12 protein-coding genes are annotated in these 13,380 nt (G+C 71.9%); 11 read left to right on the forward strand and 1 reads right to left on the reverse strand.

The genetic code is table 11. The features are described from left to right. Positions 1 to 2: 2 nt before the first annotated feature. On the forward strand, positions 3 to 971 hold the full coding sequence (locus tag RWN05_RS07030; protein ID WP_064296871.1) for a diacylglycerol kinase family protein: 969 nt from the start codon (positions 3 to 5) through the stop codon (positions 969 to 971). Between the two features lie 186 nt (positions 972 to 1,157). Here RWN05_RS07030 and RWN05_RS07035 read toward each other — a convergent pair whose 3' ends face one another. Continuing rightward, a complete protein-coding gene (locus RWN05_RS07035; RefSeq protein WP_314139063.1) occupies positions 1,158 to 2,645 on the reverse strand; it encodes an aromatic amino acid lyase in 1,488 nt (495 codons plus the stop codon). Positions 2,646 to 2,805: 160 nt separating this feature from the next. On the opposite strand from RWN05_RS07035, the gene RWN05_RS07040 reads away from it, so the two are divergent. From RWN05_RS07040 to RWN05_RS07085, 10 genes are all read left to right on the forward strand, one after another. Next, a complete protein-coding gene (locus RWN05_RS07040) occupies positions 2,806 to 3,525 on the forward strand; it encodes an IclR family transcriptional regulator (RefSeq protein WP_314139064.1) in 720 nt (239 codons plus the stop codon). Beyond that, positions 3,522 to 4,613: an ATP-binding cassette domain-containing protein gene (locus RWN05_RS07045; RefSeq protein WP_314139065.1), complete on the forward strand. Its 1,092-nt coding sequence runs from the start codon at positions 3,522 to 3,524 to the stop codon at positions 4,611 to 4,613. The genes RWN05_RS07040 and RWN05_RS07045 overlap by 4 nt, the downstream gene beginning before the upstream one ends. Continuing rightward, positions 4,610 to 5,260, forward strand: coding sequence for an ABC transporter permease (locus tag RWN05_RS07050; RefSeq protein ID WP_314139066.1), 651 nt, complete (start codon positions 4,610 to 4,612; stop codon positions 5,258 to 5,260). Before RWN05_RS07045 ends, RWN05_RS07050 begins: the two co-directional genes overlap by 4 nt. Beyond that, positions 5,257 to 5,991 (forward strand): ABC transporter permease, encoded by a 735-nt coding sequence (locus RWN05_RS07055; protein ID WP_071260603.1) that lies wholly within the window; start codon positions 5,257 to 5,259, stop codon positions 5,989 to 5,991. The genes RWN05_RS07050 and RWN05_RS07055 overlap by 4 nt, the downstream gene beginning before the upstream one ends. A gap of 75 nt (positions 5,992 to 6,066) precedes the next feature. Further along, a complete protein-coding gene (locus RWN05_RS07060) occupies positions 6,067 to 6,993 on the forward strand; it encodes an ABC transporter substrate-binding protein (protein WP_314139067.1) in 927 nt (308 codons plus the stop codon). 132 nt (positions 6,994 to 7,125) lie between these two features. Continuing rightward, entirely contained in the window at positions 7,126 to 8,787 is a 1,662-nt protein-coding gene (hutU, locus tag RWN05_RS07065) for a urocanate hydratase (RefSeq protein WP_314139068.1), read from the forward strand. Beyond that, positions 8,784 to 10,001, forward strand: coding sequence for an allantoate amidohydrolase (locus RWN05_RS07070; RefSeq protein WP_153303545.1), 1,218 nt, complete (start codon positions 8,784 to 8,786; stop codon positions 9,999 to 10,001). Before hutU ends, RWN05_RS07070 begins: the two co-directional genes overlap by 4 nt. Then, positions 9,998 to 11,467 carry a formimidoylglutamate deiminase gene (locus RWN05_RS07075; protein ID WP_240555565.1) on the forward strand — a complete coding sequence of 490 codons (1,470 nt, stop codon included), beginning with the start codon at positions 9,998 to 10,000 and terminating at the stop codon, positions 11,465 to 11,467. Before RWN05_RS07070 ends, RWN05_RS07075 begins: the two co-directional genes overlap by 4 nt. Next, positions 11,464 to 12,660 carry an imidazolonepropionase gene (gene hutI, locus RWN05_RS07080; protein WP_079003519.1) on the forward strand — a complete coding sequence of 399 codons (1,197 nt, stop codon included), beginning with the start codon at positions 11,464 to 11,466 and terminating at the stop codon, positions 12,658 to 12,660. The genes RWN05_RS07075 and hutI overlap by 4 nt, the downstream gene beginning before the upstream one ends. Then, positions 12,657 to 13,289: a HutD family protein gene (locus RWN05_RS07085; protein WP_314139071.1), complete on the forward strand. Its 633-nt coding sequence runs from the start codon at positions 12,657 to 12,659 to the stop codon at positions 13,287 to 13,289. Before hutI ends, RWN05_RS07085 begins: the two co-directional genes overlap by 4 nt. The last annotated feature ends 91 nt before the right edge of the window (positions 13,290 to 13,380 follow it).

Below are 13,380 nucleotides of genomic sequence, written 5' to 3' on the forward strand. Positions count from 1 at the left end.
CCATGCCGACTCCCGCGCACGCCGCGCTCGTGTACAACCCGGTGAAGGTCGACGCCACCAGGCTGCGGAGCGCGTTGGAGGCGCGGTCGCAGGAGGCGGGATGGGCGGCTCCGCACCTGTATGAGACGAGTGTCGACGACCCCGGTGTCGGTCAGGCGCGGCGCGCGGTCCTCGACGGCGCCCGGGTGGTGCTCGTGGCCGGCGGCGACGGGACCGTGCGGGCCGTCGCCGAGGGGCTGCGCGGGAGCGGTGTGCCGCTGACCCTCATCCCCTCGGGGACCGGCAACCTGCTCGCGAGGAACCTGAAGCTGCCGCTCGGCGACCAGGTTGCCGCGATCGGGACGGCGTTCACCGGCGACACGCGCGCGATCGACATCGGCGTCGCCATGATCACCCGCGCCGACGGGTCGGAGGAGGAGCACGCGTTCGTGGTGATGGCCGGCATGGGCATCGACGCGATGATGATCGCCACCGCGAACCCCGACCTCAAGAAGTCGCTCGGCTGGCTCGCCTATGTCGAGTCCGGTCTCCGCTCGATCGCCACGGCCGCGCCGTTCCGTATCCACTACCAGTTGCGCGGACACCGTCAACATGCGGCGACCGTGAGTTCGGTGCTCGTCGGGAATTGCGGCACGTTGCAGGGCGGCGTGCAGCTCATGCCGGACGCCGAGCTCGACGACGGCTTCCTCGACGTCGCGGTGCTGCAACCGAAGGGCGCCTTCGGCTGGCTGCTCGTGTGGCGGAAGGTGACGTGGGAGAACCGGGTCCTGCGGCGGACGGCCGTCGGGCGGCGGATGATCCGGTTCACCGAGGGCCGTGGTGGGAACACCGTGACGAACCTGCGTGCTGAGGCGTTGACCGTGCGGGTCGACGAGGCGCAGGACCTCGAGCTCGACGGTGACGCGTTCGGTATGGCGACGATGGTCGCGTTCGACGCGCACCGCGGCGGGCTGCTCGTCAAGCTCCCGTAGTCATCACGCCCCCGTCCCGACTCACTCTGGGTGGGCTGCCAGCGCGGTGCGCTGACGTGAGCGTGGGTCATGGACGCGAGCGCGGGTCTCCGGAGGGACGCGCTCGCGCGCCTGACCCGCGGTGACGCCGATGCGTGCCTGGTGACGTCAGCGCACCGCGCTGGCGGTCACCACCCCGCGCTCGCGTCAGAGCACCGCGCTGGCGGAAGACACGAACGGGGCCGACGGTGCTCCTTCGACGAGGTCCGCGATCTCGGCGAGGAGCGCCGTCGCCCGCTCGAGGTCGGGGCGGAGGTCGCGGTCGGCGTCGTCCGAGCCGAGCGACGCCGATGCCCGGGCGAACACGTCGGCGAGCGCCCCGGTCAGTCGATCGGCCACACCGCGACGCCGTACGACCCGCACCGCTCCGAGGAGTTCGCAGGCGATGAGCGTCCTCGTGGCGACGACCGCGTCCTCCAGCTGGGCGACGGCCTGCGCGGCGAACGGCGCGTCCTCCTCGGCTCCGCGCGACAGGACGATCGTGCCGAGCGCCGCCGGTTGCGCCGCGTGTCGGATGTCGGCGACCGCGCCCGCCGCGACGTACTCGACCATCATCAGTCCTGAGGCACCCGGTTCCCCGTCGCCGAGGAACGGCGGCAGCCCCGTGAACGCGGGCTCGTTCAACAGTCGCAGGCGGGAGAACGTGACCGTCGACGTCTGCGCGAGCGCGAGCGCGGTCGCGTCGAGCTCGGCGGCGAGCTGCGCCTGGAAGAAGGCGCCATGGTGGAGGACCGCGCGTGATCCGTCATCGGCACCGAGGACGTACAGCGGGTTCTCCTGCGCGGCACCGATGAGCGCTTCCAACTGGTCCGCGAGCCGGTCCGCCGCCGTCACGACCACGCCCTGCGTGATCGCCGCGATGCGGAGTGCGAACGGATCCTGGATCCGGGCCGGTTCCGGCACGGGTCCGATGAGCGCCCGCACCGCCGCAGCAGCGGCTTCGACACCGGGTGCGGCGGACGCACCCGCGGCCGCCTCGGCGTACGCCTGCGCGTTGCCGTCCAGCGCGTGGAAGCTGAGCGCGCAGACCGCCGACCAGACCTGGTGGAGCTTCCGCAGCTCCGTGACCGCGAGCGCCGCGCGCGCGATGGTCAGGGCGCTGCTGCTGATGAACGACAGGGCGCTCTCCGAGCCCCAGGCGCCCAGCGGCTCCAGTGGCGTCGACGCCGGCCGTTCACCGAGGAGGGTCAGCGCCGTACCGGCGAGCGCGGTGAGATCGCCCGTCCCGATCGACCCGAGGGTCCGGACGGTCGGCAGTGCGTCGCGGCGCAGCATCTCGGCGAGCGCCGCGACGACCGCGGGCTCGACACCCGATCCGCCGACGGCGAGCTGGTTGAGCCGGACCGCGAGCATCGCCCGCACGACCCGGTCGGGGACGACCTCCCCCGCGTCGACCGCGTGGCTGCGGAGCAGGCGGCGTGCGTGGGCATCGCCGTCGTCGGCCACCGCGGTGTCCTTGTTCGCCCCCACGCCCGTGCTCCTGCCGTAGACGGCCGCGTGCTCGGCGAGGTCCCGCGCTTCGTCATGAGCGGTGGCCAGCCGGTCGAGCACCGCGCAAGGCACCGATGCCTCCTCCTCGAGGTCCGCGATCCGCCGCAGCTCGTCGATGCCCAGTGCTCCCGCGATCTCGATCATCCCGACACCCTCTCTTGCGCTCCGCCGTCGTGTGCACCATCCTTGCTCACACGGCGAACGTCCCACCAGATGAAATTCGAGTTTTACCTGACGGAAACATTCGAGGCGGTTCGCTGAAACGGCGGAGCCATAACGTGGTGGCTCGACAGAGAGGGATCTGATGGCTGAATCATCGACTCGAACCGTGGAGCGTGCACTCTCGCTCCTCGCCGTGGTGTGCGACCGCGGCCGCACGACCCTCGCCGAGAGCGCGCGACTCGTCGACCTCTCGCCGAGCACCGCTCTCCGGCTCCTCCGCACCCTGGAGTCCACGGGGTTCGTCCGGAAGGACGCCGACGGCAGTTACCGACCCGGCAGCCGCGTCGTCCAGCTCGGCACGCAGGCACTCAGCAACGAGTCGCTCGTCGGCTTCTGCCACACGGAGATGCTCGACCTCGTCGAACGCACCGGCGAGTCCGCCTACCTGAGCGTCGAGGGTCACGCGTCCACCGCGCTCTACCTCGCGATCACCGAGGGCACCCACTCCGTGCGTCACGCGAGCTGGGTCGGTCGCACGATCCCCCTCGACGGGTCCGCCGCGGGTGCCGCACTCACCGGGCGGACCCCCACCGCCGGCTACGTCACGGTCGAACGGGGCGTCGAGTCGGACGTCACCGCGATCGCCGCACCCGTCCGCTCGGGAGCTCGGGTCGTCGCGGCGCTGAGCCTCGTCATCCCGAGCTACCGGATGACCGACGACCTCATCGCCTCCTACGGCGAGCTCCTCGTCGCCGCCACGGACCGGCTCTCCAGCGGGCTCGCCTCGTACACCGGCACCATCGACAACACCGCCGCGACCGTCCCCGACGACGCCGCTGACCTCCTGCAGGGACGCGCATGATCCGCTTCACGAACGTCAAGAAGGCCTACCCGGACGGCACGGTCGCCGTCCACGACCTCTCCTTCGAGGTGCCAACCGGATCCCTCACGGTGCTCGTCGGCCCGTCCGGCTGCGGCAAGACCACCTCGCTCCGGATGATCAACCGCCTCATCGATCCGACCTCCGGGTCGATCCTGCTCGACGACGTCGAGACCCAGTCGCTCGACCGCGTCACCCTCCGTCGTCGGATCGGCTACGTCATCCAGAACGCCGGTCTCTTCCCGCACCGCACCGTCGTCGACAACGTCGCAGCCCTCCCGCGCCTCCTCGGCGGCTCGCGTCGGGAGACGCGCACGGCGGCCCTCGAACTGCTGGAGCGCGTCGGTCTCGACGAGAAGTTCGCGAAGAAGTACCCGTGGCAGCTGTCGGGCGGTCAGCAGCAGCGCGTCGGCGTCGCCCGCGCCCTCGCGACGAACCCGCCGTTCCTCCTGATGGACGAACCCTTCAGCGCGGTCGACCCGATCGTCCGGACGCAGCTCCAGGACGAGTTCCTGCGTCTGCAGGCCGACATCTCGAAGACGATCGTCATGGTCACCCACGACATCGACGAGGCACTCAAGCTCGGCGACCAGGTCGCGGTCCTGCGCGAGGGCGGCCTCCTCGCGCAGATCGCGCCGCCGGTCGACCTCCTGACCCGCCCCCACGACGCGTTCGTCGCCGACTTCGTGGGCGAGGCCCGCGGCTACCGTGCGCTCGGTTTCCTCGGACTCGACCACGACGACGCCCTCCACCGCGAGCCCGTCGCCCGGCTCGGCGACACCGTCGTGACCGGCGTGCACGCGAGCGGCTGGGTGGTGGTCACGGACGACGAACGCCGTCCCCTCGGCTGGTTCGACACGGCAGCCGGTCACGGCTCCGTCTCGACCGACACCATCAGCGGTCACGGCCTGTTCGTCCCGCGCACGGCGTCGCTCCGCATCGCGCTCAACGCAGCGCTCGCGCACCCGAGTCGACGCGTCGGCCTCCTCGACGACGACGGCCGACTCACCGGCACCATCGCCGCCAGCGAACTGCTCGAGCGTCCCGCCCCCGAGCGGAGCCTCCGATGACGATCGACTGGATCTGGGAGAACCTCCCGCTCATCGGCGACCTCACGCTCAACCACCTCTGGTTGACACTCACCCCGACGGTGCTCGGCCTCCTGGTCGCCCTCCCGTTCGGCTGGTGGGCGCACCGCTCGCGTCGCGGCCGACCGTTCATCGTCGGTACCGCCGGGCTGCTGTACACGATCCCGTCGCTCGCGCTGTTCATCATCCTGCCGACGATCCTCGGCACGAAGATCCTCGACCCGATCAACATCGTCACCGCCCTGACCGTCTACACGGTGTCGCTCCTCGTCCGCGTCGTCTCCGACGGACTCTCCTCGGTGCCCGTGGACGCGGTGCAGGCGGCCGAGGCCATGGGCTACCGGTCCTGGCAGCGACTCGTGCTCGTGGAACTACCCGTCGCCGTCCCGGTGATCGCCGCCGGCCTGCGCGTCGCGGTCGTCTCCAACGTCAGCATCGTGACGATGGCCGCCCTGCTCGGCATCCCGCAACTCGGGACACTGTTCACGCAGGGCTTCCAGCTCCGCCTGTTCGTGCCGCTCGTCACCGGCATCCTGCTCTGCGTCGTCCTCGCCGTGATCCTGGACCTCGTCATCGTCCGGCTCGGCTCGCTCGCGACGCCCTGGCGTGATCGGACGGTGGTGGCATGAGCGTCATCGATTGGCTGACCGACCCCGCCAACTGGACCGGCCCCGACGGCATCCCCTCGCAGATGGGCTACCACCTGCTGTACACGGGCATCGCGCTCGTGATCGCCGCTGCGATCGCCGTGCCGCTCGGTGTCCTCGTCGGCTACACCGGCAAGGGCGAGCGCCTCGTCGCCGGATCGGCCAACGCCCTCCGCGCCCTGCCGACCCTGGGCCTCCTCATCCTGCTGTTCCTCCTCATCTCGCCGGTGGTCCCCGGGCAGCTCGTCTACGTCATCCCCACGATCGTCGTCCTCGTGCTCCTCGCCGTCCCGCCCATCCTGACCGGGACGTACACGGGCATCCAGAGCGCCGATCCCGACGCGGTGGGCGCCGCCCGCGGCATGGGGTACACGAGACTGCAGATCCTCTGGCACGTCCAGCTCCCCTGCGCCCTCCCCCTGCTGCTGTCCGGCATCCGCTCGTCCACCCTCCAGGTCGTCTCGACCGCGACGGTCGCCGCCTACCTCGGCCTCCAGGGGCTCGGCCGGTACATCATCGACGGCCGCGCCCAGGCCGACTTCTTCCAGATGGCCGGCGGTGCGATCCTCGTCGCCGCCCTCGCCTTCGCTCTGGAGATCGCCTTCACCCTCCTCGGCACCCTCATCGTCTCCCCCGGTCTGCGGCGCACCAGCCGCAGGCGGCGGACGGCGGCCCCGACCACCGTCACCGGGGCGATCCCCCGGCCGGCCTGAGCCGCACCCGCACCGCACGACCACCTCCGCACGACCGCACCACCGATCCGTCCATCTCACCGAATCGAGGTCCTCATGCCCTTCCCCACCTTCCCCCGTCGACTCGCGGCCCTCGCCGCGACCACCGCAGCCGCCGCTCTCGTCCTCACCGGCTGCGGCGGCCAGGACGCCCTCAGCAGCGACGGCGCGTCCGGCTCCTCCGGCGACACCGTCATCATCGGCTCGGCCGACTTCACCGAGAGCCAGCTCATCGCCACCATCTACTCCCAGGCGTTGCAGGCCGAGGGCGTCACAGTGAAGGAGCAGTTCAACATCGGCAGCCGCGAGGTCTACATGGCCGCGCTGCAGGACGGCTCCATCGACCTCCTCCCCGAGTACTCGGGCGCACTGCTCAAGTACCTCGATTCCGAGTCGAAGGCCAGCACGAGCGAGGACGTCGTCGCGGAACTCGGCGACAAGCTCCCGAAGGGTGTCAGCATGCTCGACATCTCGCCCGCGGAGGACAAGGACGTGCTCGCCGTCACCCAGGAGACGGCCGACAAGTACGACCTCAAGACGATCTCCGACCTCGTGCCGTACATGTCCGAGCTCAGCCTCGGCGGCCCGCCGGAGTGGAAGACGCGCGTCAACGGCGTCGTCGGCCTCGAGCAGGTCTACGGTCTCACCTTCAAGGAGTTCGTCAGCCTCGACGCCGGTGGGCCGCTCACGATGACCGCGCTCACGAGCGGTCAGGTGCAGGTCGGCGACATCTTCAGTACCGACCCCGGGCTCACCGCGAACAAGCTCGTCGCCCTCGAAGACGACAAGTCGCTCTTCGCCGCCGAGAACATCGTCCCCGTCATCAGCACGAGCAAGCTCGACGACACGATCTCGAAGACGCTCGACGAGGTCTCCGCAGCCCTCACCACCGAGGACCTCATCGAGATGAACGGCAAGGCGTCCGACGGCACGAGCCTGAAGAGCATCGCCGAGGAGTGGCTGAAGGACGCCGACCTGGGCTAGCAGCACCCCTCGACGGGCTCAGGGGCCGAGAAGCAGCTCAGGGCCGAGACCCGGTTCAGGGCCGGCGACCCGCCCCTGAGCCCGTCGGGACAGCACCACCACCACCGCACCGCAGACGTAAAGGACCAGCGCATGCCGACCACCACCCGGACCATCCGTGCCGCCCACGGCACCACCCTCACCGCCAAGAGCTGGCAGACCGAGGGCCCGCTCCGGATGCTCATGAACAACCTCGACCCCGAGGTCGCCGAGCACCCCGAGGACCTCGTCGTCTACGGCGGCACCGGGAAGGCCGCGCGGAACTGGGAGGCGTACGACGCGATCGTCCGCACGCTCGAAGGGCTGGAGGCCGACGAGACCCTGCTCGTGCAGTCCGGCAAGCCCGTCGGCGTCTTCCGCACGCACGAGTGGGCGCCCCGCGTGCTCATCGCGAACTCCAACCTCGTCGGCGACTGGGCGACGTGGCCCGAGTTCCGCAAGCTCGAGGCCGAAGGTCTCACCATGTACGGGCAGATGACCGCCGGCTCGTGGATCTACATCGGCACGCAGGGCATCCTCCAGGGCACCTACGAGACCTTCGCCGCCATCGCCGACAAGCGGTTCGGCGGCACCCTCGCCGGGACGCTGACCCTCACCGGCGGCGCGGGCGGCATGGGCGGGGCACAGCCGCTCGCCGTGACGCTCAACGAAGGCGTCGTGCTCATCGTCGACGTCGACCCGAGCCGCCTGGAGCGACGCGTCGAACACCGCTACCTCGACGAGATGACGGACGACCTCGACGACGCCGTCGAACGCGTGCTCGCCGCCAAGGCCGAACGGCGCCCCCTGTCGGTCGGTCTCGTCGGCAACGCCGCGACCGTCTTCCCCGAACTGCTGCGGCGCGGTGTCGCCATCGACATCGTCACCGACCAGACGAGCGCTCACGACCCGCTCGCCTACCTGCCCGAGGACACGGCGCTCGCCGACTGGCAGACCGAGGCGGCGGCCGACCCGGTCGACTTCACGCGCCGCTCGCGACTCGCCATGGCGAAGCAGGTGCAGGCGATGGTCGACTTCCACGACGCCGGCGCCGAGGTCTTCGACTACGGCAACTCCATCCGCGCCGAGGCGAAACTCGGCGGTTGCGAGCGCGCCTTCGACTTCCCCGGCTTCGTGCCCGCCTACATCCGGCCGCTCTTCGCCGAGGGCAAGGGCCCGTTCCGCTGGGCGGCCCTCTCCGGCGACCCGGCGGACATCGCCGCGACCGACCGCGCCATCCTCGAACTGTTCCCCGAGGACGACAAGCTGCGCCGTTGGATCACCTCGGCCGGCGAGAAGATCGCCTTCGAGGGGCTGCCAGCCCGCATCTGCTGGCTCGGCTACCAGGAGCGGCACCTCGCCGGCCTGAAGTTCAACGAGATGGTCGCCTCGGGTGAACTGAGCGCACCCGTGGTCATCGGCCGCGACCACCTCGACTCCGGTTCCGTCGCCTCGCCGTACCGCGAGACGGAGGCCATGGCCGACGGCTCCGACGCGATCGCCGACTGGCCGCTGCTCAACGCCCTGCTCAACACGGCGTCCGGCGCGACCTGGGTGTCGATCCACCACGGCGGCGGGGTCGGCATCGGCCGGTCCATCCACGCCGGTCAGGTGATCGTCGCCGACGGGACGCCGCTCGCCGCCGAGAAGATCGCGCGCGTGCTCGTCAACGACCCGGGCACCGGCGTCATGCGTCACGTCGACGCCGGCTACGAGCGGGCGGCCGAGGTCGCCCGCGAACGCGGCCTGCGGGTGCCGATGTGGGAGGGCGAGTGACCGACGGCCTGATCGCCCACGGTCGACTCGCCGGGCTCGACGAGATCACCGGCGTCGGGGTCGATCCGGCACGCGGCGGGTACTCCCGGCACGTCTGGACGCCGGCCGAGTTCGAGCTGCGCGAGTGGTTCACCGCTCGCGCCGCCCGACTCGGTCTCGACGTCGAGACGGACCGGAACGGCAACCTGTGGGCGTGGTGGGGCGCGCCTGGGCCCGACGCGGTCGTCACCGGCAGCCACCTCGACTCCGTCCCGGGCGGCGGCGCGTTCGACGGGCCGCTCGGCGTGGTCTCAGCGCTGGACGCCGTCGCGCGTCTGCAGGCCACCGGGTTCCAGCCGTCGCGTCCCGTCGCCGTCGTGGTGTTCGCCGAGGAGGAGGGGTCCCGGTTCGGCGTCGCCTGCCTCGGATCCCGGCTCCTGTCCGGGGCGATCACCGCGGACGCCGCCCGAGCGCTGACGGACGCCGACGGAGTCACCGTGGCGGAGGCCGCAGCCGCTGCCGGGCTCGCTCCCGAGCACCTCGGCCGCGACGACGAGGCGCTCGGCCGCATCGGACTCTTCATCGAGTTGCACGTGGAACAGGGTCGCGGCCTCATCGACCTCGGCTCGCCCACCGCCGTCGCCTCGTCGATCCTCGCCCACGGCCGCTGGCGCCTCCGGGTGAGCGGTCAGGGGAACCACGCCGGCGCGACCGGCATGCGCGAGCGCCGTGATCCCGTGGTCGCCGCAGCACGCGCCGTCCTCGCGATCGAGCAGGCCGCCCTCGCGACCGACGACGCCCGCGCCACCGTCGGTCGCCTGCGCATCGTGCCGGGCGGCACCAACGTCATCGCCTCCGAGGTCGACGCCTGGGTGGACGCCCGCGCGGCCACCGACGCCGGCACGCGCGCCCTCGTCGCGGACATCGAGGGTCGGGTGCAGGAGGCCGTCGTCGACTCCGGCTGCGTGGTGGAGCTGATCGAGGAGTCCTGGTCGGGCGTCGTCGAGTTCGACCCCGAGCTCGCCGCGCGACTCGCCGGCACGCTCGGCGGGGTCCCACTGCTGCCGACGGGCGCAGGCCACGACGCCGGAGTCCTGAGCGGCGCGGTGCCGACGGCGATGGTCTTCGTCCGGAACCCGACCGGTGTCTCGCACTCGCCTGAGGAGTTCGCCGAGACGGCCGACTGCGTCGCCGGCGTCGAAGCGCTCGAGGCCCTGCTGCGGAGCGTGCTGTGACGGTCGCGAGCGTCGACCTCGGCGCAGCGGACATGCGGGCCCCCATCTGGGCCGCGACGGCGATCGTCGACGGTCGCCCGACCGGCCGCGTGCGCTTCACGTCCGACGACTCCGGACGTATCGCGACCGTCGAGCGGGGCGTCGAGCCGGAGGCGGGCGACCGACGTCTCGGAACGGTCGTCCCGGGCATGGGGAACGCCCACTCCCACGCGTTCCACCGTCTGCTGCGCGGACGCACCCACGCCGACGGCGGTGACTTCTGGCAGTGGCGCGAGGCGATGTACGCGGCGGCCGCGAGCCTCGACCCGGACCACTACGGCCGGGTCGCACGTGCCGTGTTCGGCGAGATGCTCGTCTGCGGCTGGACGGCCGTCGGCGAGTTCCACTACGTGCACCACCAGGCCGACGGCACCCCGTACCCGACCGCCCACGCGATGGAACTGGCGGTCGCCGAAGCCGCCGCCGACGTCGGCATCCGGCTCACCCTCCTCGACACGGCCTACCTCGCAAGCGGCCTCGGGCCCGCCGGGGGTCCTGCCGCACCGCTGCTCACCGAACAGCTCGCGTTCGGCGACGGCGACGCGGCCGACTGGCTCGCCCGCTGGCATCGACTGCGCGACGCACTGTCCGGCTCCGTCGGTACCGCCGGACTCGTCACGCTCGGTGCCGCGCTGCACTCGGTGCGTGCCGTGCCCGTCGACGCCATGCGTACGATCCTCGCCGGCCTGCCCGACGACGTCCCGCTGCACGTCCACCTGTCGGAGCAACCGCAGGAGAACGTCGACACGCTCGCCAAGACCGGCAGGACGCCGACGGGCGTGCTCGCCGCGCTCGGAGCGCTCGCCCCGCGCATCAGCCTCGTCCACGCGACACACCTGACCGACGCGGACATCACGGCGATCGGACGGTCCGGCGCGACCGTCGTCATGTGCCCGACGACCGAAGCCGACCTCGGCGACGGCATCGGACCGGCCCGCCGCCTCACGGACGCGGGGGCCCGGATCGCCGTCGGCTCCGACCAGAACGCGGTGGTCGACCCGCTGCTCGAACTGCGTGGTCTCGAAGCCGGGGAACGGCTCGCCTCCGGCAGACGCGGCCGGTTCTCGCCCGCCGAGCTCCTCCAGGCGGGCACCGACCACGGCTACCGTTCGCTCGGACTCGGGAGGCACGCGCTGGATGTTGGCGACCCGCTCGACCTCGTCGAGGTGTCGACGTCGAGCCTCCGCACCACCGGCATGGACCCGGCGCAACTCGCCCTCGTCGCGACCGCGTCCGACGTCGAGCGTGTCGTCGTCGGCGGGCGGCTCGTGGCGGAGCGAGGTCGGCTGCTTGCGACATCACGGGAGTCGACGCCGGAACAGCTCCTCGCGGTGGCGCTGGCTGAGCTGGCAGCATCGACGGAGACGCCCCGGGCAGCCGCCTCGCACCCGACACCCGATCACCCCTCGCAGGAGAGGCAGCCATGACCAGCGAACTCATCACCGGCATCGCCGAGCTCACGACCAACGCGGGCTCCGGGCCGGGCGACGTCGACGGCAACCGGATCACCGATGCGGCGGTCGTCATCGAAGACGGCCGGATCGCTTGGCTCGGCGCAGCGGCCGACGCACCCGACGCCGACACGCGGACCGACGTGGGCGGGCGCGCCGTGCTCCCGGGTTGGGTCGACACGCACACGCATCTCGTGTTCGCGGGCGACCGCTCGGCGGAGTTCGAGGCGCGCATGGCCGGCGGCCGGTACGCGGCGGGCGGGATCGCGACGACCGTGGCCGCCACTCGGGCCGCATCGGAGGAGCAGCTCGTCGCGGGTGCGCAGCGGTTGCGAGCGGAGGCGCTCGCGCAGGGGACGACCTTCCTCGAGGCGAAGACGGGCTACGCGCTCGACGTGGAGGGCGAGGCGCGATCCGCTCGGGCGGCGGCCGAGGTCGCCGACGTCGTCACCTTCCTCGGGGCCCATCTCGTGCCGGCCGGCGTCGACCGCCGCGACTACCTCGACCTCGTGACCGGACCGATGCTCGCGGCGGTGGCCCCGTTCGCGTCGTACATCGACGCGTTCTGCGAGGTCGGGGCCTTCGACGTCGAGGAGTCGCGTGAGGTGCTGCTCGCCGGTCGCGCTGCGGGCCTGGGCGTCCGGGTGCACGGGAACCAGCTCGGCGAGAGCGGCGGGGTGCGCCTCGCGGTCGAGCTGGAGGCTGCGAGCGTCGACCACTGCAACCACCTGTCGGACGTCGACGTCGACCTCCTGGCCGGTTCGTCGACGGTCGCGACCCTGCTCCCGGCCTGCGACCTGTCGACGCGCGAGCCGTTCCCGCCGGCGCGCGCGCTCATCGACGCCGGTGCTTCGATCGCGCTCGCGACCAACTGCAACCCGGGCACCTCGTACACGACGTCGATGGCGTACTGCGTGGCGACCGCCGTGCTGCAGATGCGGCTGACGATCGCCGAGGCGGTGTGGGCGGCGACGCGGGGGGCCGCGGTGGCGGTCGGTCTCGAGCACGGTGCCGAGGCCGTCGGATCGCTTCGCGTGGGTGGTCTCGCGGACCTGCAGGTGCTCGACGCGCCCTCGGTGTCGCACCTCGCCTACCGACCCGGTGTGCCGTTGACGGTCGGCGTCCGGCACCGCGGCGAGCGTGTCACGGCAGGGACGACGCAGCGGTGAGCGGCGCGACGGAGGGCCACGCACTCGTGTTGCTGCCGGCCGACCGGCATCGGAGCTACCGCTGGCGGAACGGGCTGGGGACCGCGACGGAGATCGCCGTCGAGGCCGTCGGGCTCCGGACCGATGGTGGGCTCGGCGACGGTGACGGTGACGCGCCGGCCGCTCCGGGGTGGACGCTGAGCACCGCGACGGTCGAGTCGGACGTCGCCTTCTCGTCGTTCCCGGGCGTCGACCGTCAGCTGATGGCGTTGTCGGCGGGTGGACTCGGACTCGTGATCGACGGTGAGCCGGTCGAGTTGGACCGGTGGCAGGTCGCCGCCTTCGACGGGGCCTCAGCGGTCTCGTCGCGGGGCGTGGTCGGGCCGACGCTCGATCTCAACCTGATGGTGTCGCGGGACCGGTTCCGTGGATCGCTCGAGGTCGGCGTCGTCGACGGCTCGAGGCTCGTCACCACGCCCCCGGGTGCCACCACGTTCGTCGTGTTCCGCGATGGGCTGCTGTCGGCGGAGGGGCCAGGTCTGGACCCTCGTGCGCTCCAGCGGCACGACACCCTCCGACTCGAGGCCGGCACCCTGTCCCTGACCGGCGATGCCACGATCGCGCTCGCCCGGATCCTCCCCCGTTCGTGATGGGTGCCAGCGCGGTGCGCTGACGCGAGCGCGCCCCACAGCCGCGAGCGCGGGTCTCCGGAGGGGTGCGCCCACGTCGCTGACCCGCACT

The organism is uncultured Plantibacter sp. (genome assembly GCF_963518075.1).
Lineage (GTDB): Bacteria > Actinomycetota > Actinomycetes > Actinomycetales > Microbacteriaceae > Plantibacter > Plantibacter flavus_A.

Bases quoted from the DNA above. Each gene is read 5' to 3' on its own strand.
- RWN05_RS07030 (WP_064296871.1), top strand. From the start codon at position 3: ATGCCGACTCCCGCGCACGCCGCGCTCGTGTACAACCCGGTGAAGGTC.
- RWN05_RS07035 (WP_314139063.1), bottom strand. From the start codon at position 2,645: ATGATCGAGATCGCGGGAGCACTGGGCATCGACGAGCTGCGGCGGATC.
- RWN05_RS07040 (WP_314139064.1), top strand. From the start codon at position 2,806: ATGGCTGAATCATCGACTCGAACCGTGGAGCGTGCACTCTCGCTCCTC.
- RWN05_RS07045 (WP_314139065.1), top strand. From the start codon at position 3,522: ATGATCCGCTTCACGAACGTCAAGAAGGCCTACCCGGACGGCACGGTC.
- RWN05_RS07050 (WP_314139066.1), top strand. From the start codon at position 4,610: ATGACGATCGACTGGATCTGGGAGAACCTCCCGCTCATCGGCGACCTC.
- RWN05_RS07055 (WP_071260603.1), top strand. From the start codon at position 5,257: ATGAGCGTCATCGATTGGCTGACCGACCCCGCCAACTGGACCGGCCCC.
- RWN05_RS07060 (WP_314139067.1), top strand. From the start codon at position 6,067: ATGCCCTTCCCCACCTTCCCCCGTCGACTCGCGGCCCTCGCCGCGACC.
- hutU (WP_314139068.1), top strand. From the start codon at position 7,126: ATGCCGACCACCACCCGGACCATCCGTGCCGCCCACGGCACCACCCTC.
- hutI (WP_079003519.1), top strand. From the start codon at position 11,464: ATGACCAGCGAACTCATCACCGGCATCGCCGAGCTCACGACCAACGCG.